Here is a 24,913-nt window from a genome sequence, read left to right on the forward strand (position 1 = left end):
AAAAATAATTAAAAAGATGCGATAACCTCAGCCTCCAAATAACAACGAATTAACATTATTAATAATATAGTGATTGTTAATAACCGCTCTCAGAGACTGTTATCTGTAGCCGTTTTCAATCACCGTTATTTAATTACGATGCAGACGACATGGAGTTTTAAATGCGCACTATTTTTACGTTATTTATATCAGCACTGAGTTTTAACAGCTTTGCCCTCGATTCAACTTATCTGCAATGCTATGGCGTTAAAGACAGCTTTGAATCACGCTCAGATCTAATCAAGAAGTCATGGGCAGTCAATCCCAACAACCAGTACCTTAAACTCGACGGCTATTGGAAAGACAATGGTTATAATGCCGATACGGAAAACTACTTTATCGTCAAAGCGATTGACTCACAGCCCGTCACATCCGAGCAAGTACACAGTGTATTAGCCAGCATGTGCAGCGATACCTTAGTAAACAAATATTCCGCTGACTACATTAGCAATATCACTTACTTTGCAGCCGATAGCTCCGTCGGTTATGAATACCCTGTTATGTCAGAAGCTGACGCACTCACCATTAATCATACCGAGTTGCCAGTGGCGTATAACAACATGCTGCGTTATGCGTTTGCCTCAAGTTATGTCTACAGCACAGAACAAGGTGCAGCTGCGTTCTCATTTACAGACAACCCTACCTTTCAGCAATTAATGCTGGAAGAAAACAGCGCAGAACTGGATGTTATTGCGACTTATGTGGGTGACAGTGGTGTACACGGGGTAGCGATTAAAGTCCCTGCCGTACCAAGTAAAAACCTAGCACAAGAGATTATCATCGCCTTTAAAGGCACAAGTAACGGTGGCGATGTAATGCAAGACATCGAACTAGTACTGGCGAATCTTTCGGAAACAGATGAAGACTGGCAAGTTGACGCCTTTAACTTTACGCAACAGATTTTAGCCCAATACCCTGCTAATACCGCGTCATTAACCCGTGGTTATAAAGTCTCAAGCGCAGCGAAAACGTATAATGTGGTACTAACTGGACACTCATTGGGTGCGTATACTGCGATTGATGCAGGCGTCAGAACCGGCGTACTAACGCGGGTATTCTCGTCACCCGCTACGCGTATTATTGAAAAATACATCCATGCATTTGCTAATAAAATGCGTTACAACAACGTGATTAACATGGTACGAGAAAAAGATCCGGTCGCGACACTGTCTGGCCGTCACAACGAAAACATGATTTATTTCCCGAAAGCGCCAGGGTCAAACCCAGCCAACAGCCATTACTTAACACCGTTCATTAACGATATCTTAATGCCACTCGCAAATGGCCAAGCAAGTGATGCGAACAGGGCGACGCATGTGTACATCACGCCAGACACGACCGTTGGAGCGGGTCTCACAGAGTTAGTAAACATTTGGGATCATACCAACTAACACGATGTAGATGGTATCCATATATAATAACCCAAAGAGGGTGTATCGCAGATGATACACCCTCTTTTCACATTAAGATTAAAGTAATATCAATACATTATTATTGAAGTCCAACATGTTTATATTGTTAAATGTCATCCCAAAAATAGTTTTGTAAGCAACATGATTGAATCAAGTAAAGAAAGCCTAGATAAAGCCGAAGAAGAAGTAATCCAAGCCCTCGAAAAAATTAAACGTATAAACCATCTTGATAATGAAAAAGCCAAACGTATCAAAAGTCTGATAGAAGAAACCAAAAAGCGCTTATAAATTCTGCCATCGTTCACCAAGCTAAATTCAAAAACCAAACTTGGTGAAACGACAACTCGATTACGATGCAAAGATATCCAGTAAGAATTGAATGATCAGTGCATTGGCAATATCAATAAAGAACGCACCCACCAGCGGCACCACCACAAAGGCTTTTGCTGAAGCACCAAACTTCTCGGTCACCGCAGTCATATTGGCGATTGCCGTTGGCGTTGCGCCTAACGCCAGTCCGGCATAACCAGCTGACATCACTGCCGCGTCATAATCTTTGCCCATCAAGGGAAATACCACAAAAATAACAAAGCCAGTGACGATCACCACTTGTGCGGTAAGCATGATTAAGATGGGTCCACCTAACCCGCCCAGCGTCCACAGCTGCAAGCTCATTAATGACATAGCGAGGAACAAACCTAAACTTAAATCAGAGATCAACGCTAATGACCGACTGCGCTCTGGCCAAGTCAGGTTTGGCATAATCAGCGGGCCGAAGTTAATAACGATGATACCGGAAAATAAACAAGTCACAAACTCTGGCAGTTGTAATCCGACTTCCACAGCAAGTAAATTCAAGCCCAGTCCTAAACCAATGCTGATACTAATAATCAATATAGAATTGAGCATGTGATGGTAATCAATCGGCGCTTGAGTAGGTTCAGATACATCAATACCTGTCGACGTATTAGTAACTTTTTTCTTAGCTTGATGCAGCGTACCAACCGTTAACTTAGGCTCTTTACTTGGCTCTAGCTGATAATGACTAATGAGATATTTAGCAATCGGGCCGCCTATCACACCACCTAGGATCAAACCAAAGGTCGCACAGGCTATGCCGATTTCCATGGCATTACTGATATTGTATTTTTCAACAAACAACGGCGCCCACGCAATGGCAGTGCCGTGTCCACCACTTAAGGAGACAGAACCACCGATGATACCGACTTCCGGTAATTGTTGGGTAAACTGCGCAACGGTTAAGCCAGTTAAGTTTTGTAAGAACAGATAAATGACCGCGATCACCAACAAGATGATTAACGGCTTACCGCCTTTAAGCAGAGTTGAAAAGCGCGAGGACAGACCAATAATGGTGAAGAATACAATCAATAAGGTATCGCGCACTGCAAGTGAGAACTGCAATTCGATATCAAACGCGGCATACAGAATAGCAAAAACAATGGATGCGATTAAACCGCCAGAAACTGGCTCGGGGATATTATATTCTTGTAACAAAGCGACCTTGCGTGTCAGGTATTTACCTATAAACAGCACCAAAATCGCCACAATAACCGTTTGTCTTACATCCAATTCCATTAGGGCATCCTTTCATTAAGCATTAACCACATACCCATTAAGATATAGGTTTAACAATAATAAAAGCTTACCTGTTGGAAATTGAATTTTCAAACCATAAACAACAATTAGTCGACTTGGAACCAATCAATATAATGACTCGGTTGTACGTCAAACTCACGGCTTAAATCAGCAACGGCAGACGCGCTAATCACATCGTCTTTATTGGTCATTTTCGCGCTCAGATCATCAGCATGAATACCCGTGGTTAAAAACAAACTAGATATACCTGCTGTATTCGCGCCGCGGATGTCATGCTCTAAGCTATCGCCAACGGCAATGGCATTATCCCAGCCACCTAACAAGGTATGACACATGGCATACACTTCGGCTTGTGGTTTGCCATGCCAATGTACCTTGCCGCCCATAGCGGCATAGGCTGTCGCAATAGAACCTGGGCAAAGTTTTAATTCACCCGTTGGGCTCATCGCCACTAAATCTGGATTGCTCACCACCATTTCTAAACCACGGGCAAACGCAATATCGAGATCGCGTTGATAATCAGCCACAGTGCCACGTTCAACGCCGTAACACATGATTAATGAGGCATCATCAATCGCTACGCTCGTTAAACCACAGTCTTCTAGCACAGTACCGTTAATCCCTTCACCCCAGCCAAACACCAAGGCATTCGAGCCCAAGTTGTCGAATTTACCCTGCTTGAAATTGTGGCGCATATGATCGCCAGATGTCAGTACATCAATATACAGATCACGACGGATACCGGAATCGGTTAAACGCTGATATGAGAAATTGTGGGTATTACCACTATTCGATAAGATCACAACTTTTTTGTCGTGTTGTTTTAAAAACTCTAATGTCGCAACCGCATTAGGAAAGGCATCACCGCCATTGTGCAGCACGCCCCATTGATCCAAGATAAAGGTATCAAAATCGTTAATTATGTCTTTCAGACCGGAAATCATTTTCACTTTGTCGTTTCTCCAACAGCATCGGCCATTGATGCTACATAATGAATAGCTTAAATTATGAATAGCTAGAATCATCAATGGCTCAAATAAGATAACCCTACTATATACTCAAACCCACAAATCCCAACTACATTACACAATATTAATATCAACAAACAGCATGTTAATAAGGTGTTATGTGATTATAGATCCAGTTTTATGCGCGATAAATTGTTAACTTAGCTGTTTTGCTAATAGCTATTTACTCGTCTTTATTTTGCTAATAGTTATCCTGTTATTAGTTTTTCAGTGGTGTATGTCGGTGTCGAATAAGTTTAAAATTATAGTGGGTGTCATCTTATGCAGCGTCATTGTGACGACCTTTACAGTACGTGAAATATGCCGAGATTGGCTATTAGATTCAAACCGCGAACAAGCAGAAAACCAACTGCTCACCTACGTCGTCGATATACGGCGTGTACTCGCGAGTTACAAGTATCTGCCTTACCTTATTACCGAACAAAAAAACGTGATTACCGTACTGACGGATCCAAAGGCATCGCTAACCCCTATTCAACAAACGTTAACCCAGTTTGATAAAGCCGCAAACACCAAAGGCTGGTATTTACTTAAGCCAGATGGTTCTTTGTTAGTATCAAGCCGCCATAATACCAATTGGGATACCTACAAAGCCCAGAATATCACCATGAATTTACGTGGTCCAAACGGTGAACGGGACAACGACAGAGGCGTGCTGACATCGAGTTACATTGCCAATGGTAGCGCCAATTATTATTTAAGCTTGCCAATAAACCACCAAGGTAAGTTGATTGGTATTGCCGTCATTGAAGTCGATTTAACCGCATTAAGTGAACCTTGGCTGGCTGAGAATGACTTCATTCTCATCAGCAATGCGCAAAATAAATTCTTTCTCTCTAGCCACCCACAGATATCGGCGACAGAGATAAACAGCTTAGGTACAACAGGCATAACCACCCACCAGCTCAGTAATAACGCCAATATCTACAACTGGACGATTGCCAGCCGTGACTATCAAGTGCAGCAGGTACAGCTCGACGATCTCCAATGGCATATTTATTACCTGACACCACTAAATGATTTATACCGAAAAGTGAATGTCGCGAGCTTTATCTCCGCTATTTTAATGTCACTGTTATTGTCCGTTCTCCTATACCGTTATGAACGTAAACAGAAGCTCTATTCACATGCGGCATTAAAACAGATGATTGCAGGCACCAATGTCGGCTTAGTGTTACTGAATAACGACCGCAGTATCAGTTACATCAATCCAACCGCAATGCGTTATTTTGGCTTAAATAATGATGATCTTGATAAGAATGAGCAGCATAAGAAAGGTGATAAAAGTGGAAAGAGTGGGAAGTTGCATGCCAGCCAGTTACTGACTCAACATCAAGACAATGAAGCGGTTGTGACCCAGTTAAACGATTTATTAATCACCCCAACGTTCACCGGCATTGAAGTCTTTGCTCATAACCATCATGGTTACGATTTTCCTGCGTTACTGTCGATTACGCCGCTGGCTTGGTCACAAAGCCGTGGTTCGCTCATGACATTTGTTGATATCAGCAAACGTAAACGCGCAGAACACGCACTATCACAAGCAAATGAGCAGCTTGAAACCCGCGTACAAGAGACCACTGCAAAGCTATATGCAGCACAAGAAGAGTTAGTATTAAGCAGTAAAATGGCGGCGCTTGGGCGTATGTCTAGTGCAATCAATCATGAGTTAAATCAGCCGCTAACAGGTATTAGAACCTTGTTATCCAGTAACCTGTTATTTTTGGACCAAGGCAATACCAAAGTATTGCGTTCCAACATGGCTTTAATCGACAAGCTGGTTAAACGCATGCTATCGATGACTGCGCAGCTTAAAGTCTTCGCATTTAATCGCCCAGAACGTTTAATTGCCACATCAATGACAGATGTATTGAGCGAGGTTTTTACACTGCAGCAAGCTAAACTCGCCAATATCGCCATCACGGTTGATATTCCGGACTCACTGCCACAGGTATTAGCCGAGCCACACCGATTACACCAAGTGTTTTCCAACTTAATCAGTAATGCCGCGGCCGCACTACAAAAAACATCACAACCGACACTCATGATCAGCGCCAACAGGGTTAAAGACAGAGTACACATCAAAGTCATCGATAATGGCGCCGGCGTAGATGATGAGGCGCTAACGCATCTATTCGAACCTTTTTATACCAGCAAGAAAATTGGCGAGGGATTGGGGCTAGGTTTGGCTATCACCGCCAATATTATGCGCGATATGCAAGGCGAGATATTCGCACATAATAATCAGCAACAAGCAGGAATGACATTTACCCTGACGCTGAAAGCGGATGATAATAAATAAGTTTTGGAACGTTTAATTGACCTCTAATACAGGCGTTAGACTCTTATTACATGCTTTATCGTGCACGTTATTACCGATTTTATTGCGCACTTTATTACCAATGTAATCACCAATAGGGATCGCTGACGTGGCCGCAGGTGATGGTGCATTACAAACATGTAAGCTACGAGGGCTTTCTGCGAATAAGAAATCATGTACCAGCGTGCCATCTTTCAATACCGCTTGCGCGCGAATGCCCGCGGGATAATCTTCTAGATCAGACACTTTCAATACCGGGCAGTATTTATTCACTAGCTTTAAATAACCCGGTTTCCACCACGAATTCTTGGTTTCAATTAAGCCGGTTTTTAAATTTTTAGCACTCACGCGCCAAAATCCAGGAAACTTAAGCATGTCGCTAATATCGCGTAAATCGAGGTTTATTTTACCATACCCTTCTCGCTTCCAACCTTGTACAGCATTGGGACCAACAGTTACCGAACCATCGATCATACGGGTTAAATGCACGCCCAAAAACGGCAGTTCAGGATTGGGAATAGGATAAATCAGGTGATTGACAATATTGTTATGCACCGACTGCAAACGGTAGTATTCGCCGCGATAAGGAATGATTTGAAATTCAGTATCAATGTTCAGCATCTTAGTCACGCGATCGGCCATTAACCCAGAACAAGTAATTAAGAATTTAGCGGCATAATTGAGTCCCTTGAATGTATGCCCCAACGCTGCTTTTTGTTGGCACTGCACGCTAATCTGCTCGCTGGTTTCAACTAAATTAGTCACCTCAGTCTCTAAGGCGATATGCCCACCGAGTGCGCAAAACGCTTCTGCCATCTTCTCGGTCACTAAACAATAATTAACGATGCTGGTAGATGGCACCAAAATAGCGCCTAATCCAGTAATGTTAGGCTCTTTTTCAGCGAGCCCCGCTGCATCTAATAATTCAACTTCAATACCATTATCACGGCAGCGTTTATACAACGCTTCCATACGCTGCAACTCTAATACATTGGTTGCAACTAACAGCTTGCCGCAGTTTTCAACCGGAATATCATGCTTGGCACAAAACGCTTTCGTCGCGGCAACACCGGCCTTACAAAAATTGGCTTTCATACTGCCAGGTTCATAATAAACCCCAGCATGGATCACGCCACTGTTGTGACCGGTTTGATGTTGCGATAACTTACTTTCTTTTTCGATTAATAAGATGCGTTTTTCAGGCTCTCGCTGTTGTAACTGCCAAGCCGTTGAAACACCAACAATACCGCCGCCAATAATAATGTAATCATAGTCATTGTTATCGGGGTTATGAGTATCTAGGCCATTGCCATCAACATTCGATGTGTTTAAAGTCATTTTCATTATCCTTATTAAACGGCGACGGCAACAGACTTCGTTACAACCGATTTATAACGGCGATTAGTGTAAACAAACATGCCAACGAAACTCACTAGCGCTACCACTCTTAATACTAAGGGTAAATCTGGCCATGTCATTGCTAAACCAAGCAATAACGAAAATCCACGCTGGAAGATATTCAGTTCACTTTCTAAGTAACCTTCAATACCCGCAATAAATGCGTAAGTACCTATGATAGCGAAAAAGCCCACCGTGATCACAGTCATCATATCCCAACTCACCAGCGAGGTATAAGCCATCAAGATCGGCACTAAGTACAAGCCTTTCGCTATTTTCCATGCAGTTAAACCGGTGCGCATTGGTGGTGTACCCGCGATAGTGGCGGCAGCAAATGCCGTTAAACAAACTGGCGGAGTAACATTACTGTCTTGTGATAACCAAAAAATAATTAAATGCGCAGAAAGTAGTGCGAGCATCACCTTATCAGCTCCTAACCCCTGCTCTAACAAAGTCCCCATGAAATCACTCGGTACCAAGCTTAATAAGCTTTCAGCTTGTATTTGCGTCATTGGTTGAGCTAATGCGCTCATTTGCTCAGGTGCGGCCAACATGAATATACCGTGTGCTTGCGCTGGTAATAGACCATCCATGAGCATTTGCACCAACTGAGCTTCGGCGAGTAACGTATATAACGCCGGCGCAGAAAGTGTGCCTAAGACAATATAAGCCGCCGTCACAGGCAAGCCCATGCCAAGGATTAATGAGGCCAGAGCAATCAAGACTAACATCAACATCAAGCTGCCATCAGCCCATTCATTGATCATTAACGAAAAGGTATTACCCACACCAGTAGTACTGATAACATTAACCACAAGACCAATACCGACCAGTAATACCGCTGTCGTTGCCATATTTTTAGCACCTTGCTCTAGTGCTTCAAATACCGCTTTAATCCCCATTTTATTCGGTGATAACCAAGATGCCACGACAACCGAGATAATCGATAAACCGGCGGAATAAGTCGGCGTAAATCCAGACACTAATAAAAATACCAATACGCCTAATGGAATAAGATTATACCAACCCGCTAAAAATACAGATGAAAACGAATCGTCAGACGCGTTAACTTGTTGGATGTTGCTGCGCTTGGCTTCGATGCGCACAAAAAATGCAACAGAGAGAAAATAGATTAATGCCGGTACAACCGATACCGCGATAATGCTCACATAAGGTACTTGCGTATAAGAGGCCATAATAAACGCACCCGCGCCCATTACTGGTGGCATGATTTGCCCACCCGTTGACGCTGCAGCTTCAACGCCGGCAGCAAAGCGCGCAGGGAAACCCGCTTTACGCATCAATGGAATGGTAATCACACCTGTTGATACAGTATTTGCCACACTCGAACCTGATACAGAACCCATCAGTCCAGAGGCCAGTACAGCAATAAAACCAGGACCGCCAATGACTTTGTTTGCCGCCGCGCGAGACAGGTTAATAATGTAATCACCCACTCCAGAGCGCACCAGAAAAGCACCAAACAAGATGAACATGAACACAAAACTCCAGCTGATACGTGAGATTGCCCCAAACATACCTTCTGAACTATAAAAACTACGATACAACAAGGTTTCTAAACTCAACCCAGGGAAATGGAACATACCGGGTACTAACTGTCCCCACCAGACTACATAGGTTAATGAGACCATAATTAATACCGGAATAAACCAGCCAATCGTACGACGGATCAATTCTAATACGATGATAATCGCCATGATTGAAAATACCCAATCACTGGTAACAAAGCGCACGCCTCGTTCATACAGGGCATCTTCAGCAAAGGGGATGTAGGCTAAACAAGCAAGTGCTGCGAGGGCAATAATGATATCAACGCCAAGTGCCAACTTACTGCTTTTGAGACTTCGATGCGCTGGATACCAGAGTGCACAAATAACCGAGAAGCCAGCAAAGTGAGTCGCAGATGCCCATAACTCAGGGATAGTAGCAAAGGTGTTAAACCAAATATGCAATAACGACAGCACCACACCACACGCGGATATAAACGCAGTTACCCAGGGAAAATCAGTACGGGTGGCTGACTCAAATTGTTCTAACTTTTCTTCGACTTGCTTGTCCATAACAAATTCCTTTTTGACTGCTACCATCGCGGCAGCAGCCCTTCTTATTAATACTTAACGTCGTCTGTTACAGTGCAGTTGGTAATAACTCGGCAGGGATTGTTAAACCAATTTCTTGGTAATAACGTACAGCACCTGGGTGTAATGGTACTGGCAAGCCTTTAATTGACTTCTCTACCGCCATCGCTTTCGTGGCTTTGTGGATACTGTTTAAGAAGGGTAGGTTTTCATAAATATTTTTGGTTAACAGGTAAACATCTTCTTCAGATACATCATCACGCACGGCTAAGAAGTTAGGTTGTGCAATCGTGGTAACGGCTTTACTCTGACTTGGATAAGTATTCGCTGGAATAGTAAATTTAGTCCACAGTGGATACTCGCTGTTGGCTTCTTTAATTTGCTCATCCGTAAACTGCAACAAAGAGATGTCATCACCCATCGCAGCAAAAGCACGGGTGATCGCCCCCACTGGCATACCTGCTGGAATATTCATGCCATCAATCGCGCCATTTTGCATCGCGTCAGTACTTGAGCTGTAACCCAAATAAGCGAGGTTAAAGCTATTTGGATCGACGTTTACGCCACGCATGATCTGACGGCCAGAATGTTCAGTACCCGAGTTTTTCTTACCGATTGAGAACTTCTTACCTTTTAAATTATTTAAATCACTCACGGTGCCCGTTTCAACTAATGAGCTTCGCACTACAAAATGCTCTACGTTTTGCCACAACATACTCACCGAGCGTAAGTCTTTTTGTGGGCCAGTTTGTTTGAATTGTCCTTCACCTTGCCAAGCCCATGCGCCATATAGGCCTTGGAGAATGGCAAATTGCGCTTCATTGTCACTCAGCAGTTTGATATTTTCACCCGAGCCAGCAGAGCTAATCGCCGCTAATGAAAAGTTATATTTAGGCTCAAGTTTGATTTTGCTTAATGTAGCCAATGCCACACCGACTGGATAATAAGTGCCACCCGTCGATGCTGTAGCAAGAATATAACTGCGCTTCTGTTCAGCAACTGCAGAGGTTGTTGCTAAGCCAAGTATGACACTCGACACTAATAATGATTTTTTTAACATTCCTTTAAACATGATCTTTCCTTGTTACTTCATTGTTAAAACAAATAGTATTATTAAAATAAATAGTGCTGTTAACACAATCGTATTGTTACCATTAAGTGCATTGCATATTGTTGACTTGCACAAGGCTATTTCATTACTTCCGTTATACATGACACATTGCAACAAGAATGCCAGAAGTTAAGGCATTGTTAAATATAACATTAAAATAAATTACATTGATAAGTAAGCAAGATCATGCCGATAGGAAGGTTTTTGATAAGCAAAAAATAGCGCATCGCCGTATCAAAGCGACAAACATCACATTAACAATATAAATACATAACCCATTTAGAATACGACGCTGAAAGATTCTACAAACAAGTCAAAAACGTATACTTAAGAGGTAATTAAAAATCGATAATGGGCAATGAAAGAACCACAAGAAAGAGGAAACTGAAGATAAATAAGTGGCAATAAGCAAGATATTGCCACTTTGGTCAAAACGCTTAGCGAGCCAAGCAAGTATTAGTCATTAAACCGCATACGATACAGTTAAATATAATCTGCGCGCTGCAGGTCATATTTTTGCATTTTCTGATTTAACGTCCGGCGGGGTAAATCAAGCATATCCATTACCTCAATAATGCTGCCTTTATGAGTTCGCAAGGCTTCATCAATCACCTTTCGCTCGAAATTTTGCGTTTGCATGGCCAGTGATAACTCACTAGAACCAGTATCAATACAGGCAAGCGGTTTAGTCACTAAAATATCAGCAACCGTTAACACCGCATCTAACGCAAAACGCGTCGCCACATTAATTAACTCACGCACATTCCCTGGCCAGCCATACGCCAATAGTGTTTTTTCATCCATACCCGATAACGGCTTGGCATGCGTGTTGGCCAAATTAACGTAGTGCTCAAATAATAATAAGATATCTTCACCACGTTCACGTAATGGCGGTAAATATAGCTGGGCAACGTTGAGACGATAAAACAGATCTTGGCGAAACGCGTCATTGTCCTTCAAGCTTTCTTTAGCAGCAGCAATGACTCGCACATCAATGGCAATGGATTTATTACCACCCACTCGTTCAATTAGCTTTTCTTGTAAAATACGTAACATCTTGATCTGCATGTTAAGTGGCATACTTTCTATTTCATCTAAAAACAGCGTGCCTTTATCTGCATATTCGAGTTTACCAATGCGTTTTTTGATTGCCCCAGTAAAGGCTCCTGCTTCATGACCAAATAGCTCACTTTCAAATAATGCTTCTGGGATAGCAGCGCAATTTAGTGCGACAAAATTACCTTTCGAGCGCGTACTGACTTTATGTAAACAATCTGCGACCAATTCTTTACCACAACCGGTATCACCATAGATAATGACGTTGGTGTCGATATTGGCGATTTTAACCAGCTGTTGACGTAATTCCACCATACCAGGACTCGAGCCAATCAGGATCTGGTCTAAACCTTGGGCTTGCTGTAAATATTCTTCACGCTTATTGGCACCGAGTTGTAACTGCCTTTTTTCGATGGCACAGCCGACCGTTTCAATTAATTTATCCGGATCAAACGGTTTTTCTAAAAAATCAAAAGCCCCATCACGCAATGCATTCACGGCCATATTAATGTCGCCATGGCCAGTCATTAGAATAATCGGCATCTCTGGATTGTGAGTCAATAACTGCGGTAACAGTGCTAAACCAGAGATATCAGGTAAGCGCACATCTGAAATAACAATCCCAGGAAAGGCAGTTGGTATGTTGGTTAATGCCGAAGCACCATCTGCACATTCGATAACATCATAACCCGCGAGTTGTAGTCGTTGACTAATAGCCAAACGCACAATCTCGTCGTCTTCAATTAACGCGACTTGAATAACTGATTGTTGCGACATAAATAATCCACGTCCTGTGTATAAAAAAATAATGCTGACAGGGTAAGAAATACCACGGCGATTGGAAAGGATCTAAGTCGCAAATTACAGACATAAAAAAGTCCACAGCAATTAGAACTAATTTATACCCAGTAACTTATACCGAAAATACTGCATTCAATTTCCCCTACGGGAGGCCGTCTCTGATATAGCATCTTGAAGTAACTTCGGTATATACTGGCAGTATAACGTTTACAGAAAAAACCAAGCAAATAGGAATTGAAATGACGACTGTGATGTACGGAATAAAAAATTGCGACACCATTAAAAAAGCGAAGAAATGGTTAGAAGCAAACGAACTTGAATTCACATTTCACGATCACCGCGTTAACGGTTTAGATAAAGCACAACTGATCACTTGGTGTGAAACACTAGGTTGGGAACAAGTGTTGAATAAACGTGGTACTACGTATCGTCAATTAAGCGATGAGCAAAAGGCAGGGCTGACAGAAGCGACTGCCATTGAATTGTTAATTGCACAACCTGCGATGATCAAACGTCCAATTCTTGATGTAGACGGGCAACTTACATTAGGCTTTAAAGCCGACACTTATGCGGCTCTCTTCTCTAAATAACACCAAATACTTAAAGCATTGGCTTACCGCGTAAGTCAGTGCTAACAATATCTTGTAAAAAGTGCTGTAAAAAGGAATTACTCATGTCAGACAGTTTAGTACTACAACTTGCCAAAGATCTACTTAGCCGCGAATCAGTGACACCCGAAGATGCAGGTTGCCAACAAATGATGATCAACCGTCTTGAAGACCTCGGTTTCACTATCGAAACCATGGTATTTGAAGACACAACTAACCTTTGGGCTCGTCGCGGTACCACTGCCCCGGTATTTTGCTTCGCCGGTCATACCGACGTTGTGCCAGTAGGTAAAATCGAAGATTGGGATACCGACCCGTTCGTTCCAACTGTTATCGATGGTTATTTACACGGCCGTGGTGCAGCAGACATGAAAGGCTCTATCGCGTCATTCTTAGTAGCGGCAGAAAACTTCGTTAAAGTACACCCTGACCACCAAGGTTCGATTGCACTCTTGATCACCAGTGATGAAGAAGGCCCGTTCATCAATGGCACAACCCGTGTGATTGATACGCTAGAAGCACGTAACGAAAAAATCGATTGGTGTATTGTTGGCGAACCATCAAGCACCAACAAAGTTGGCGATATTGTTAAAAACGGTCGTCGTGGTTCATTAACGGGTGATATCGTCGTTAAAGGTATTCAAGGTCATGTGGCTTATCCACACCTTGCAGAAAACCCGATTCACAAGCTAGCACCAGCCTTGTCTGAGCTAAGCCAAGTAGTATGGGATCAAGGTAATGACTACTTCCCTGCTACAACATTACAAATCACCGATATTCGCAGTGGCGCAGGTGCAAGCAACATCGTACCAGGCGAAGCGACTTGTCAGTTTAACCTGCGTTATTCTACCGAACTAACAGCTGATTTAATCAAATACCGTATTGAAGGCATTTTTGAAAAACACGGTTTAAACTACGAGATCAGCTGGATCCACAGTGGCCAACCTTTCTTAACAGAACCTGGCAACTTGTTAAACGCGATCAGCGATTCAATCGAGAATGTCTGTGGTTATACAACGGAATTGTCTACATCTGGTGGCACATCAGATGGTCGTTTCATCGCGCCTACCGGTGCACAGGTTGTAGAATTAGGCCCTGTGAACGCAACAATTCACAAAGTAAATGAGTGTGTGAAGATCACTGATATCGAGCAATTAGCTGAGATATACGAGCAAACACTGATTAAGCTTTTGAGTAAATAAAGAGGCTTTTAGCTAAATAAATATAAGAAAATAGCGGCTCAATGGTAGTCAATGTAATGATAATGATGGTTTGTTATATCTGTAACAAACCATTTTTTTATCTGTAATAAAGTCATCGTTTACGCAGAAAACACGCCATCGTTTGTTCCGCCAATATGAATTCATGATGATATAATAACCTAAACTAACCCTAAATATCCCACGTTACGACCACAACACCAGTCACTAACAATATAAAAAACCGATAACTCCATCACATTCCATAACAAATTTTATAATTCATTAACAAATCGTAAAAGCCTGAATTTACAACGCATTAACATCTAAAAAATAGCCATTATAGCATTTTATCATGCGATGAAAGTCACTCCGCCTTCCGCTTGTTAATTGACTTTAATCAAGGTCTGGCATATTGTTTATGCAGTTGCATAGTTTTGCAGAACGCCTATTTTTCAATAACAAGTTGTTAATGCCATGTTTGTAAACTCATGGTTCAATAAAGGAAGTTGTATGGCTTTAATCCAAGCGCCCAATTCAGTTGTCATGGTTCGACCGTGGAAATTTTTCTCAAATCCAGAAACAGCTGTTGATAATGCTTTTCAAAAAACGGGCCTCGATGAACAAGACTCGCTTGAGTTAGACCGCACCGGTATATCACTACAAGCTAAAAACGAATTTGATATCGTGGTTGCTGGATTAAATGAAAACGGCATCAACGTCCATGTATTTGATGATTTTGGTGATCGTGAGACACCTGACTCAGTATTCCCAAACAACTGGTTCTCGACCCACGGTGGCGGCCACGTTGCTCTCTACCCAATGTTTTCACAAAACCGCCGACGCGAACGCCGCAGTGACATTATTGAAATGTTAAAAGCGCATTATCGTGTACAAGATGTTATCGACTTCTCTGGTTTAGAGTGGGATAACGTGTTTCTTGAAGGCACTGGCGCGATGGTATTAGACAACGTCAACCGTATCGCTTATACCGCTAAATCAAACCGTTCTAGCGAAGTTATTCTGGAACGCTTCTGCGCCATCTTCCAGTACGAACCAATGGCGTTCGAAACAGCTGATGCATCAGGCACCGCGATTTATCATACCAATGTGATGATGTGTGTAGCGTCTAAATACGCGCTTATTTGCTTGGACATGATCCCAAATGAAGCACGTCGCGCAGCTGTTCGCCAACGTTTAGAAGAATCAGACATCGAAGTGATTGAACTGAGTTTCGATCAAATTGATAACTTTGCTGGTAACGCCATCGAACTGACAGGCAACGGACAAAGTCACTTGGTTATGTCACAACGAGCAAGAGATGCCTTAACCGCAGATCAAGTTGCCCGCATTGAACAACATTCAAAAATATTAGGCTTTAGCGTACCGACTATCGAATTAGCCGGTGGTTCTATTCGCTGCATGATTGCAGGAATACATTTGAGCCCAAGAACGTAAAAAGCAGTTAACGATTACCCGATTGCAGTAGACATCACTGTGCCGATTTCAGCCTATGTCTGCAGTACACAAATTCTAAATAATTAAAAAGATACGACTTATGGAAAAGGAAAAGGTTATGGAAACCAGTTACGTAAAATCAGCGACAGGTGAATTGAAGCAAGTATTACTTTGTTCACCCACTTACCTTAATCTTTCACCAATCAACAAGATTGCGGAAGATTGGTTAGAGAAAGGCGAGCAGATTGATCAACAAAAATGCTTAAGCGAACACCAACAGCTGATTGATATCTACGAGCAAAACGGCATTAATGTCGAAGTACTCGCGCCGACTGAACATTTGTCGAGCCAAGTATTTGCCCGTGACTTTGGTTTCAACATCAAAGAAGGTTATGTTCTGGGTCGCTTCAAAGAAAAAGTGCGCCACGCAGAAAGCTTATTGTATGCAGAAAAACTAGCTGAACTGGGTGTACCTATCATAGCGACTTGTCATGAAGGTATTCTTGAAGGCGGTGATTTCTGGCAGCTTGACGAGAAGACATTAGCGATTGGTACACTGCAACGTTCTGATGAAAAAGGCATTCAAAGTATTCGTGAACAGCTTGAACCATTAGGCTATACGATTATTTCGGTTAACTCGAAACCAGAATACCTACACCTAGACATGATCTTTAATATCGTTGGTGAAAAGACGGCCGTGACTTATTACGACGGTTTACCACAAGAATTCAAAGATTATCTTGATGAAGCGGGTTACGACTTAATTAAAATTGAGGAAGCAGGTGTCTTTAAACACTTCTGTAATCTGCAAGCATTGGGTAACAAACGTATTATCTCGTTAAGCGCTAATACCGACGTAAATGCACAATTACGTGAACGTGGTTTCACTGTATTTGAACTGCATTCGACTGAAATTTTGAAAACGGGCGGTGGTCCACACTGCATGACGTTCCCGTTAGAACGTCACTAATAGTTAAGCTGAGAGTGCTATTACCTTGTTTTTTTAGATAAACTAAATATTATCTAACTTAATAGATAAGATAGCAGACGCACTGTCGATACCGATATTGACCAGTTCATTATCTTTGAATTTGTAGGCGGCCATGCTGCCTTCTAGCCATAAACCATCAATCAAAGCATTGATTTTTATCGCTAGGATTTCACATTCATGATGATCAACTGTGATGTTATCGGTGGCTAATGCAGCACTAATCAACGGCGCTAATATCTTCGTTGTTTTAGCATACTCATTAGTACGAATGGCTGCCATTTCTGGATCGATGTACGTCATCGGCAAGAAGTTAGCCCATAACAATACGGTACGTGGTGACACAATTGGCGCTGATAGCGTCGCTTGAATAAAGTGCTGTAATCGAGTCTTGGCGCATACGTCCTGGTCGTTAATTTCGACACGGGCATTAACGTACATTATCTCGAGTAATGCGGAATACGCTTCACGGAGCATCTCGTCTTTACCAGAAAAGTAAAAGCGGATAAGACCGTTAGTGACATTCGCATATTCAGCCACATTACGTACTGTGGTTTTTTGTAAACCTTCGTTAGCAATGCAATCTAGCGTGGCATTGATTAACTCTTGTTTACGGTTTTTACCTTTAGTTCCTTTGGCTGGCATAGGCAGGTATTTAATCCGTATTTAAGTATGAGGGTGTCTATTTTGACTTATTTTAATCATACCCTTAGGGCGTGATGCTGGCAATTTAATAAATTAAACCTGATACACATAGCACTAATAAACAGAACATTTGAACCGATACACATAACACGTGTGTATCTCAACATTAAACGTATTAGATAAACGACTCATGATTTATATAGCTATTATATATAGCCATTTATATGATCATGATTGTAATGGAAAAATTCGATTTTTCTCTTTTACCTTAGACGGAATTTAAAAAGGATCACCATGATTGTTTTAGAGATAAAAGATATTAAAGCGGTAATTGCGAAAGTGGGCTACAAAGACTTTTTTGCACAACTGAATGATACATTGACTGAAGATTATAAAAATTGGCACGACTTTGATAAAAGTCCACGTGTAGCCAATCATGTTCAAGATGGTGTTATCGAATTAATGCCTATTTCTAATGCGGAAATGTACTCGTTTAAATATGTAAATGGCCACCCAAAAAACCCGTCACAAAACAAAATGACGGTAATGGCGACAGGTCAATTATCATTAACTGAAACTGGCGAACCGCTAATGTTTTCAGAAATGACATTGCTTACTGGTTTCCGTACAGCGGCTACTTCAGCAATGGCTGCCAAGCACTTAGCCAAGAAAGATTCAGAAGTATTAGCGTTAATCGGTACTGGCGCACAGAGTGAATTCCAGTTCTTAGCGTACTCGTTCATCTTTGATTTAAAAGAAGTACGCTTCTTTGATACAGACCCTGCAGCAATGCGTAAGTTCGAGAAGAACATGGCGCGTTTCGACATTCGCCTAACACCGTGTAAAGATGCAAGAGAAGCGGTTCAAGGTGCTGATTTAATTACGACTTGTACAGCAGATAAAAAATACCAAACGGTATTAACCAAAGACATGATCAGCAAAGACGTATTCATTAACGGTCTTGGCGGTGATTGCCCTGGTAAAACAGAAATTGAAAAAGAATTGGTAGAAAGCGCAACGATTGTTGTTGAGTTCTTACCACAATCACGTGTTGAAGGTGAGATCCAACAATTGGGTCCAGACTTTACGTGTACAGAACTACACGAAATTGTGAAAGGCGAGAAAACGCTTAACGTAGCAACAGACGGTACCATCTTGTATGACTCAGTAGGCTTTGCACTTGAAGATTACTCGGTACTACGTTTAGTTTACAAACTGGCTAAAGAACACAACATCGGCAGCGAAATGGAATTAATTCCAGACCTAAGCGATGTGAAGAACTTGTTCTCACTACTATAGAACTGGTTATAACGCGTTAACACTCTTTAAAAAGTTTTAAAGAAATGATTACCCTAGCCTGTCGCGGCTAGTTGGTACTGTTAGCTTTTAGCTGCTCATCAGTAATAGCTAATTTTTAGTAATAGTTGTTGTTAAGTCTTTGGCCAAGCATTCGCAGTTAGCATCCAATACTGCGGGCGTTTTGGCCTTTTTTCGTTCTATTCTGGTATTTCTACGCTTTAAAATATGATTTTTACGATAGCTAAATTATTTTTATATTTTTAAAATCCGTCTAGAGCCGCGTAAATACTGACTTCCAGGTCAAGAAAATAACCTTTCACTCCTTTCATCTGAAAATAAAGCCTTTACAAGATAACTACCCTTGAACTAATATCTATTCGTATAGGCGCGTTGATGAAACGCGACTTCCTCGCACACACGATTCGCTTGTACCGCTTAAACTAAAATCCTTATAATTTTTTGCACAGTACCATCCATGAACCCATTGATTTAGGGTTTTCCTTGCGCCTGCCATATAGTGTGGCGTAAGAAAAGAGCCTGTGCGAACAACCAGAAGATAGATGTCATGCGTATAGAACAAGAATTGAAGCTAGGTTTTAAAGATGTACTTTTCCGCCCAAAACGTTCAACTCTAAAGAGTCGTTCACAAGTAAGCTTAGAGCGTACATTCACTTTCCCTAACAGCAAGTACACTTGGACAGGTGTACCGGTTATTGCTGCAAACATGGATACTGTAGGCACATTTGAAGCGGCAAAAGAACTTGCTGCACACAAGATGCTAACAGCTGTACATAAGCATTATACTGTTGCCGAATGGAAAGAGTTCCTAGAAGCAAACCCAGAAATCTTTGATCACATCTTTGTATCAACTGGTACATCAGATGCAGATTTCGAAAAACTTCAACAAGTTCTAGCCTTAGATGAGCGTTTACAGTTTATCTGTATCGATGTAGCTAATGGTTACTCAGAATTTTTCATTGAGTATGTGCGTAAAGTACGCGCTGCATACCCAACTAAAACGATTATGGCTGGTAACGTAGTTACTGGTGAAATCACCGAAGAACTTATTCTTTCTGGTGCAGATATCATCAAAGTTGGTATCGGTCCTGGTTCAGTATGTACTACACGTGTTAAAACAGGTGTTGGTTACCCACAACTTTCTGCAATCATCGAATGCGCAGATGCTGCACACGGTTTAGGTGGCATGGTTGTTGGTGACGGTGGTTGTTCTTGTGCTGGTGATGTTGCTAAAGCATTCGGCGGCGGCGCAGACTTCGTTATGCTTGGCGGCATGTTAGCTGGTCACGACGAAAGTGGCGGCGAGCTGTGCGAAGTTAATGGCAAGAAAACGAAAAAATTCTATGGCATGAGCTCAACAACTGCGATGAACAAACACGCAGGTGGTGTTGCTAAATACCGTGCTTCAGAAGGCAAAACTGTAGAAGTTCCTTACCGTGGTCCAATCGAAAACACTGTTTTTGATATCCTAGGTGGCGTACGCTCTACTTGTACATACGTTGGCGCAGCTTCATTAAAAGAGCTAAGCAAGCGTACTACCTTTATCCGTGTACTTGAGCAAGAAAACAACGTATTCGGTAAAGAATAAATTGGTGTAAATATGCAGTTCTAGAACTGCGTATTTAAGCTAACAAAGGCGAGCATTGATGTGGATTTATTTAATTATAAATGATCCATTATCATGCTCGCCTTTTTGCATCTGAGCGTAAACTTTTTGAATCTGAGCGTAAAGTTATCAAGTTGCCGAGGATAATATTACGCATCGCGCCCCTGTGACTCGATGATTATTTCTTTAAACGCATATCAATGTGTGGGATACCATCTTCCATATACACTTCAGAAATAGGTTTAAATCCGTGGTGCTCGTAGAAAGTTTGTAAGTATTCTTGTGCTCCAATATCAATAGTTTTACCTGGCCAATGCTGTTCACATTGTTTAAGTGCTTCTATAACCAATTGATGGCCAAGACCATGCCCGCGAGCTGTTTCTTTCGTCGCAACGCGCCCTAAACTGACATTCACATAAGATATCCCAGCAGGGAGTAATCTTGCACATGCAATAATCTCGTCGTTTTGAGATCCTAAAAGATGATATACATCGTCAATGATATCTTTGCCATCTAACTCTGGATAAGGGCAAGTCTGTTCTACAACAAAAACATTTACTCTTAGCTTAATAAGCTCATAAAATTGTAATGTAGAGAGCTTATTAAAAGGAAGCGTTTGCCAAGTGATCATCTATTTATCCTAAGTGTTGAATATCTGGATAAAATGTAACAACTCAGGAGAAGATTATCGTTAACTTATGTTAATTATTATCTTTTATTCTAGTTTTAATACGACTTAAGCTGACATGAGTGATCCCAAGGTAAGCTGCAATCTGGTAATCATTTAACCGTGTAAGTAGCAGGGGGAAGTCTCGACAGAAGATTTCGTATCGCTCTTTGGGCGTATGTAGCATGAAGCGCTCTTTATTCTCTTTATACATTAATTGTGTTTCTAGTAACTTAATATATAAAGGATGTGACTGATTTCGCCACTCCTGAACAGAGGATATGGGTAAACAAAGTAGTACAGTTGCTGTTAAAGTTTCCACCGAATATGGCGAAGGAAGTCCCCTTACTAGAGATTCAAAGCCAATTATCCAATCCTGTTCCCAATAGAATTCTTTACTAAATTGCTTACCTTGCTGAGTAATATAAGAAGCATGGCAGGTACCTTCTAAAATGAAATAAAACGAGTTGGCAACTTCGCCTTGGTTCAATAATATATGCTGAGCGGGAAGCAATAATGGTTTTGCAACACGAGTTAATATATCAATATCTAAGGCCGTGAATTCATTTTTTTCTAATTGCTTAATGAAGGTTGGGTTCATGAGATCCTTTGAGTTAGAAGGTATTAAAGCTTAATCAATTTAGGTGTAACTCGATAATAAAGTGAACTCAATGCTGTTGTCTATTTCCATTGCGAAATAGGTTGGCGTTTTTACAGTTAATTCGAGTTTTTCACTTTCCCTACAAAATCTAATGGATATTACTACCTAGTAATGTCTTAACACTAAGCGATTTATGTCTAAAGTGAGTTAGAACACACTAATAAAATATTGGGATATTTAGCTCTGACATTTCTATGGACTATATCGATAACAACAATTCAAAGAGATATCCAAGTATGGTTATTTTTTCACAGATCTAGGACTTCGTATTTAAGCTAACAAAGGCGAGCATTGATGTGGATTTAATTATAAATGTTCCATTATCATGCTCGCCTTTTTGCGTGTTCAACTCTTGCTTGCGATATTACCTATTCACAATCACTAGCATGCTTATTCTTCATGTGAACTAATTCCAATATATTAACTTGTCCGTCATAATCCATGGCAAATCCATCACTGGCTTTACTTTCAAAATTGCCCTTTATTTCAACAAAGACTTCATCATAGAGTTTCGTTACCAGCGCACTATACTTTTGAGTCATAAGCTCAAGCGTGTCGTTCGATCCTTTAACCCAAAAATCTTGCTTTTCACCGCAAGGTCGAAAACTATTAACCTCATGGCCATAAGTGTAATGTCCAAAAATAGTAGGCACCTTGGTCTCTGCTTGGCGCTGCTCTTCTACCGTAGCAGTACATGCCTGAATCAGTACCAGCATTAATAACGCGATCAAATAATTAGCCGTTTTTTTCATACTTTCATCAACTCAATTAATAACTATGGCAGGATTAATTTTTGTACCAGTTCGAGTATGTATTCTTACATGAACATGATCCGTAATTCCATTTTCATTCTATTTTTCAATGCCTTGTCTATACCAACAATACGACTCACGGCCTTGACCACGGTTCCTGCAATATCTACTGAAGGTTGCATATACTACACAATTCCAGTTTAACCACCTATTTCTCTAACGTTAACCAAGGTCTAAAGATATCTAAACTTAAATCAATTTCACTTCCTAACCAATATGCATGCTCAGTATGATCTTGCAGTGTGTCACCAGTTAACCCATGCACTAATACACTTAATCCTTGACGGTTATCTTCAAGCCACGGAATAAGTTGCTCAAAATCATTTGATGAAAAAGTTATTTGACAGCTCCACTTAGGATGAGGCCCTACAGGTTTTTGATGTACCCTCCCAACTTTCAAAGTAAATAAATCACCTGCTTTTTTACATAAACCTTGAGCAAGTTCGATAGTTTCTTGTTCAAAATAAACATGGGCATGGTAATAGTCATGAATATTAACCGGAGATTTCTGCTTGCTCATTTATTTATTTCCTTCTTAATATCAGCATTACATGAAATTTAAATTAATGCCAAACTTCATGTAGCGCTAGCGAACTGAAATTAGCTATACAAACGTTAAATACGCTCAATGATTTTGTGTGCGTGAGCTAAAGTTTGCGATTCATCCCGACCAAGACCACTACTATCAATAAATGAGATATCGGTAATGCCAATAAAGCCTAATATATGTCTTATATAATCGGAAATAAAATCAATTTCAGTGCCTAATTTAGTTCCTCCAGAAGCAACAATAATATATGCCTTTTTATTATTCAATAAACCAACGGGCCCATTATCACCGTATCGAAAGGTTAATTTAGATCTAACAACTTGGTCAATCCATGCCTTAAAGGCTGCAGGTACACCAAAATTATAAATAGGAAGACCGATTACAATTAGGTCAGTATTATTTAGTTCCTCAACTAATATATCCGACGTTGCCAAATATTCATTTTGCTCGATAGTTCGTTCATTAACAGCGGTGAAATTAGCTTTAATCCAGTTTTCATCAATGAAAGGAATACCATCAGCTAAGTCTCTAATCGTGACTTTGTTATTTTTTCCGCTAGTAAGTTGCTTAATTAACTTATCTGATAAATCTCGGCTATAAGAGCCTGTTTTTCTCATGCTTGCATCAAGCCTTAAAATGCTTTTAGCCATGTTGCCCTTCCGTTTTAATTAAGTAAGTTCAATAGATGTTTAAGTCCATTTGATTAAGACAAAATGGGGTTTATATTAATTCCACCATCAATATTATATTCTCCACCAGTAATAAATGAAGCATCATCAGAAGCTAAGAATGTAACGAGTTTTGCAATATCTTCTGGCTGTCCAAAGCGTTTTAATGGAATTCTATTTTGCATAGCTGCCGCAAACTCATTTAATTGATCTTCTGGCATACCAGTTTTAGCAAAAATAGGTGTATAGATAGGGCCTGGATTAACAGAATTAACGCGTATTTTTCTTCCTGCAAGCTCAGTCGCAGCAGTTCTTGTATATGAATTTAACGCGGCTTTAGAGGCTGCATAAATAGCCGTATTTGGCATGCCTGTATAAGCATTTATGGATGAAAGATTAATAATAGACCCGCCATCATTAATTATGGGTAAAAACTTTTCAGTGGTAAATACCGCACCTTTGAAGTTAATTCCCATCTGAGTATCAAACATTTCCTCTGTATTTTGGCCTATTGGCGCTGGACTGAAAATGCCGGCGTTAACAAATAATACGTCGATATTGCCAAACTCAAGTTTTACTTGGTCTACAAGTGCATCAATAGCTGATAAATCAATAACATCAGCAACTATACCTTTAACACCTAATTCTGTAGCCGCAGTAGCCACCTTATCTGCTGACCTACCCGTAATAATCACACTCGCGCCAGCATTTTTAAAATATTTTGCAGTTTCATAACCAATACCACTATTACCACCAGTTACTACAGCAATTTTCCCAGCTAAATCATTCATATTATATTTCCTTAAAGTGAGTAATCTTAAAATACATCTGTACCGATCGGTCCAGATATTGA

Annotated in this window: 22 protein-coding genes; 9 read left to right on the top strand and 13 right to left on the bottom strand. The window is 41.0% G+C overall.

The window, feature by feature from the left end:
• The first annotated feature begins 161 nt into the window (after nt 1–161).
• Together A923_RS0105480 and A923_RS22930 are read left to right on the top strand one after the other, a co-directional pair.
• Nucleotides 162–1,430, top strand: a complete 1,269-nt coding sequence (locus A923_RS0105480; RefSeq protein WP_017220654.1) for a lipase family protein — start codon at nt 162–164, stop codon at nt 1,428–1,430.
• Between the two features lie 162 nt (nt 1,431–1,592).
• Nucleotides 1,593–1,739: a hypothetical protein gene (locus tag A923_RS22930; RefSeq protein ID WP_017220655.1), complete on the top strand. Its 147-nt coding sequence runs from the start codon at nt 1,593–1,595 to the stop codon at nt 1,737–1,739.
• A gap of 60 nt (nt 1,740–1,799) precedes the next feature.
• On the opposite strand, the gene gltS is transcribed toward A923_RS22930, so the two are convergent.
• Both gltS and A923_RS0105495 read right to left on the bottom strand, forming a co-directional pair.
• On the bottom strand, nt 1,800–3,047 hold the full coding sequence (gene gltS / locus A923_RS0105490) for a sodium/glutamate symporter (RefSeq protein ID WP_017220656.1): 1,248 nt from the start codon (nt 3,045–3,047) through the stop codon (nt 1,800–1,802).
• A 107-nt stretch (nt 3,048–3,154) separates the two neighbouring features.
• Nucleotides 3,155–4,012, bottom strand: coding sequence for a TIGR01459 family HAD-type hydrolase (locus A923_RS0105495; RefSeq protein ID WP_017220657.1), 858 nt, complete (start codon nt 4,010–4,012; stop codon nt 3,155–3,157).
• 301 nt (nt 4,013–4,313) lie between these two features.
• On the opposite strand from A923_RS0105495, the gene A923_RS0105500 reads away from it, so the two are divergent.
• A complete protein-coding gene (locus A923_RS0105500) occupies nt 4,314–6,398 on the top strand; it encodes an ATP-binding protein (protein ID WP_237716178.1) in 2,085 nt (694 codons plus the stop codon).
• A gap of 12 nt (nt 6,399–6,410) precedes the next feature.
• On the opposite strand, the gene lhgO is transcribed toward A923_RS0105500, so the two are convergent.
• The 4 genes from lhgO to A923_RS0105520 all read right to left on the bottom strand — a co-directional run bounded on the left by lhgO (nt 6,411) and on the right by A923_RS0105520 (nt 12,857).
• Nucleotides 6,411–7,754 (bottom strand): L-2-hydroxyglutarate oxidase, encoded by a 1,344-nt coding sequence (gene lhgO, locus A923_RS0105505; protein WP_017220659.1) that lies wholly within the window; start codon nt 7,752–7,754, stop codon nt 6,411–6,413.
• Between the two features lie 14 nt (nt 7,755–7,768).
• Nucleotides 7,769–9,895: a TRAP transporter permease gene (locus A923_RS0105510; RefSeq protein ID WP_017220660.1), complete on the bottom strand. Its 2,127-nt coding sequence runs from the start codon at nt 9,893–9,895 to the stop codon at nt 7,769–7,771.
• Nucleotides 9,896–9,962: 67 nt separating this feature from the next.
• A complete protein-coding gene (locus A923_RS0105515; protein ID WP_017220661.1) occupies nt 9,963–10,985 on the bottom strand; it encodes a TAXI family TRAP transporter solute-binding subunit in 1,023 nt (340 codons plus the stop codon).
• 522 nt (nt 10,986–11,507) lie between these two features.
• Entirely contained in the window at nt 11,508–12,857 is a 1,350-nt protein-coding gene (locus tag A923_RS0105520; RefSeq protein WP_017220662.1) for a sigma-54-dependent transcriptional regulator, read from the bottom strand.
• Nucleotides 12,858–13,120: 263 nt separating this feature from the next.
• Between A923_RS0105520 and A923_RS0105525 the strand changes: the two genes are divergently transcribed.
• From A923_RS0105525 to A923_RS0105540, 4 genes are all read left to right on the top strand, one after another.
• Nucleotides 13,121–13,471, top strand: a complete 351-nt coding sequence (locus A923_RS0105525; protein ID WP_017220663.1) for an ArsC family reductase — start codon at nt 13,121–13,123, stop codon at nt 13,469–13,471.
• 83 nt (nt 13,472–13,554) lie between these two features.
• Nucleotides 13,555–14,691 (top strand): succinyl-diaminopimelate desuccinylase, encoded by a 1,137-nt coding sequence (gene dapE / locus A923_RS0105530; RefSeq protein WP_017220664.1) that lies wholly within the window; start codon nt 13,555–13,557, stop codon nt 14,689–14,691.
• Between the two features lie 510 nt (nt 14,692–15,201).
• The gene (ctlX, locus tag A923_RS0105535; RefSeq protein WP_017220665.1) at nt 15,202–16,146 is read left to right on the top strand and encodes a citrulline utilization hydrolase CtlX; all 945 of its coding nucleotides are present in this window, start codon (nt 15,202–15,204) and stop codon (nt 16,144–16,146) included.
• Between the two features lie 118 nt (nt 16,147–16,264).
• Nucleotides 16,265–17,116 carry a dimethylarginine dimethylaminohydrolase family protein gene (locus A923_RS0105540; RefSeq protein ID WP_017220666.1) on the top strand — a complete coding sequence of 284 codons (852 nt, stop codon included), beginning with the start codon at nt 16,265–16,267 and terminating at the stop codon, nt 17,114–17,116.
• A gap of 42 nt (nt 17,117–17,158) precedes the next feature.
• Here the strand turns inward: A923_RS0105540 and A923_RS0105545 are convergent, their stop codons facing one another.
• Nucleotides 17,159–17,779: a TetR family transcriptional regulator C-terminal domain-containing protein gene (locus A923_RS0105545; protein WP_017220667.1), complete on the bottom strand. Its 621-nt coding sequence runs from the start codon at nt 17,777–17,779 to the stop codon at nt 17,159–17,161.
• Between the two features lie 294 nt (nt 17,780–18,073).
• On the opposite strand from A923_RS0105545, the gene A923_RS0105550 reads away from it, so the two are divergent.
• Nucleotides 18,074–19,078, top strand: a complete 1,005-nt coding sequence (locus A923_RS0105550; protein WP_017220668.1) for an ornithine cyclodeaminase — start codon at nt 18,074–18,076, stop codon at nt 19,076–19,078.
• A gap of 565 nt (nt 19,079–19,643) precedes the next feature.
• On the top strand, nt 19,644–20,684 hold the full coding sequence (locus A923_RS0105555) for a GMP reductase (RefSeq protein ID WP_017220669.1): 1,041 nt from the start codon (nt 19,644–19,646) through the stop codon (nt 20,682–20,684).
• A 196-nt stretch (nt 20,685–20,880) separates the two neighbouring features.
• Here A923_RS0105555 and A923_RS0105560 read toward each other — a convergent pair whose 3' ends face one another.
• The 6 genes from A923_RS0105560 to A923_RS0105590 all read right to left on the bottom strand — a co-directional run bounded on the left by A923_RS0105560 (nt 20,881) and on the right by A923_RS0105590 (nt 24,851).
• Nucleotides 20,881–21,333 carry a GNAT family N-acetyltransferase gene (locus A923_RS0105560; RefSeq protein WP_017220670.1) on the bottom strand — a complete coding sequence of 151 codons (453 nt, stop codon included), beginning with the start codon at nt 21,331–21,333 and terminating at the stop codon, nt 20,881–20,883.
• A 70-nt stretch (nt 21,334–21,403) separates the two neighbouring features.
• On the bottom strand, nt 21,404–21,970 hold the full coding sequence (locus tag A923_RS0105565; protein ID WP_017220671.1) for a Crp/Fnr family transcriptional regulator: 567 nt from the start codon (nt 21,968–21,970) through the stop codon (nt 21,404–21,406).
• 428 nt (nt 21,971–22,398) lie between these two features.
• The gene (locus A923_RS0105570) at nt 22,399–22,782 is read right to left on the bottom strand and encodes a hypothetical protein (protein ID WP_017220672.1); all 384 of its coding nucleotides are present in this window, start codon (nt 22,780–22,782) and stop codon (nt 22,399–22,401) included.
• 208 nt (nt 22,783–22,990) lie between these two features.
• Complete coding sequence (locus A923_RS0105580; protein WP_017220674.1) at nt 22,991–23,362, bottom strand: DOPA 4,5-dioxygenase family protein; 372 nt, start codon at nt 23,360–23,362, stop codon at nt 22,991–22,993.
• Nucleotides 23,363–23,457: 95 nt separating this feature from the next.
• Complete coding sequence (locus A923_RS0105585) at nt 23,458–24,042, bottom strand: FMN-dependent NADH-azoreductase (RefSeq protein WP_017220675.1); 585 nt, start codon at nt 24,040–24,042, stop codon at nt 23,458–23,460.
• Between the two features lie 53 nt (nt 24,043–24,095).
• A complete protein-coding gene (locus A923_RS0105590; RefSeq protein WP_017220676.1) occupies nt 24,096–24,851 on the bottom strand; it encodes an SDR family NAD(P)-dependent oxidoreductase in 756 nt (251 codons plus the stop codon).
• Between the last annotated feature and the right edge of the window lie 62 nt (nt 24,852–24,913).

The sequence above is a fragment of the Moritella dasanensis ArB 0140 genome (assembly GCF_000276805.1).
GTDB classification, from domain to species: domain Bacteria; phylum Pseudomonadota; class Gammaproteobacteria; order Enterobacterales; family Moritellaceae; genus Moritella; species Moritella dasanensis.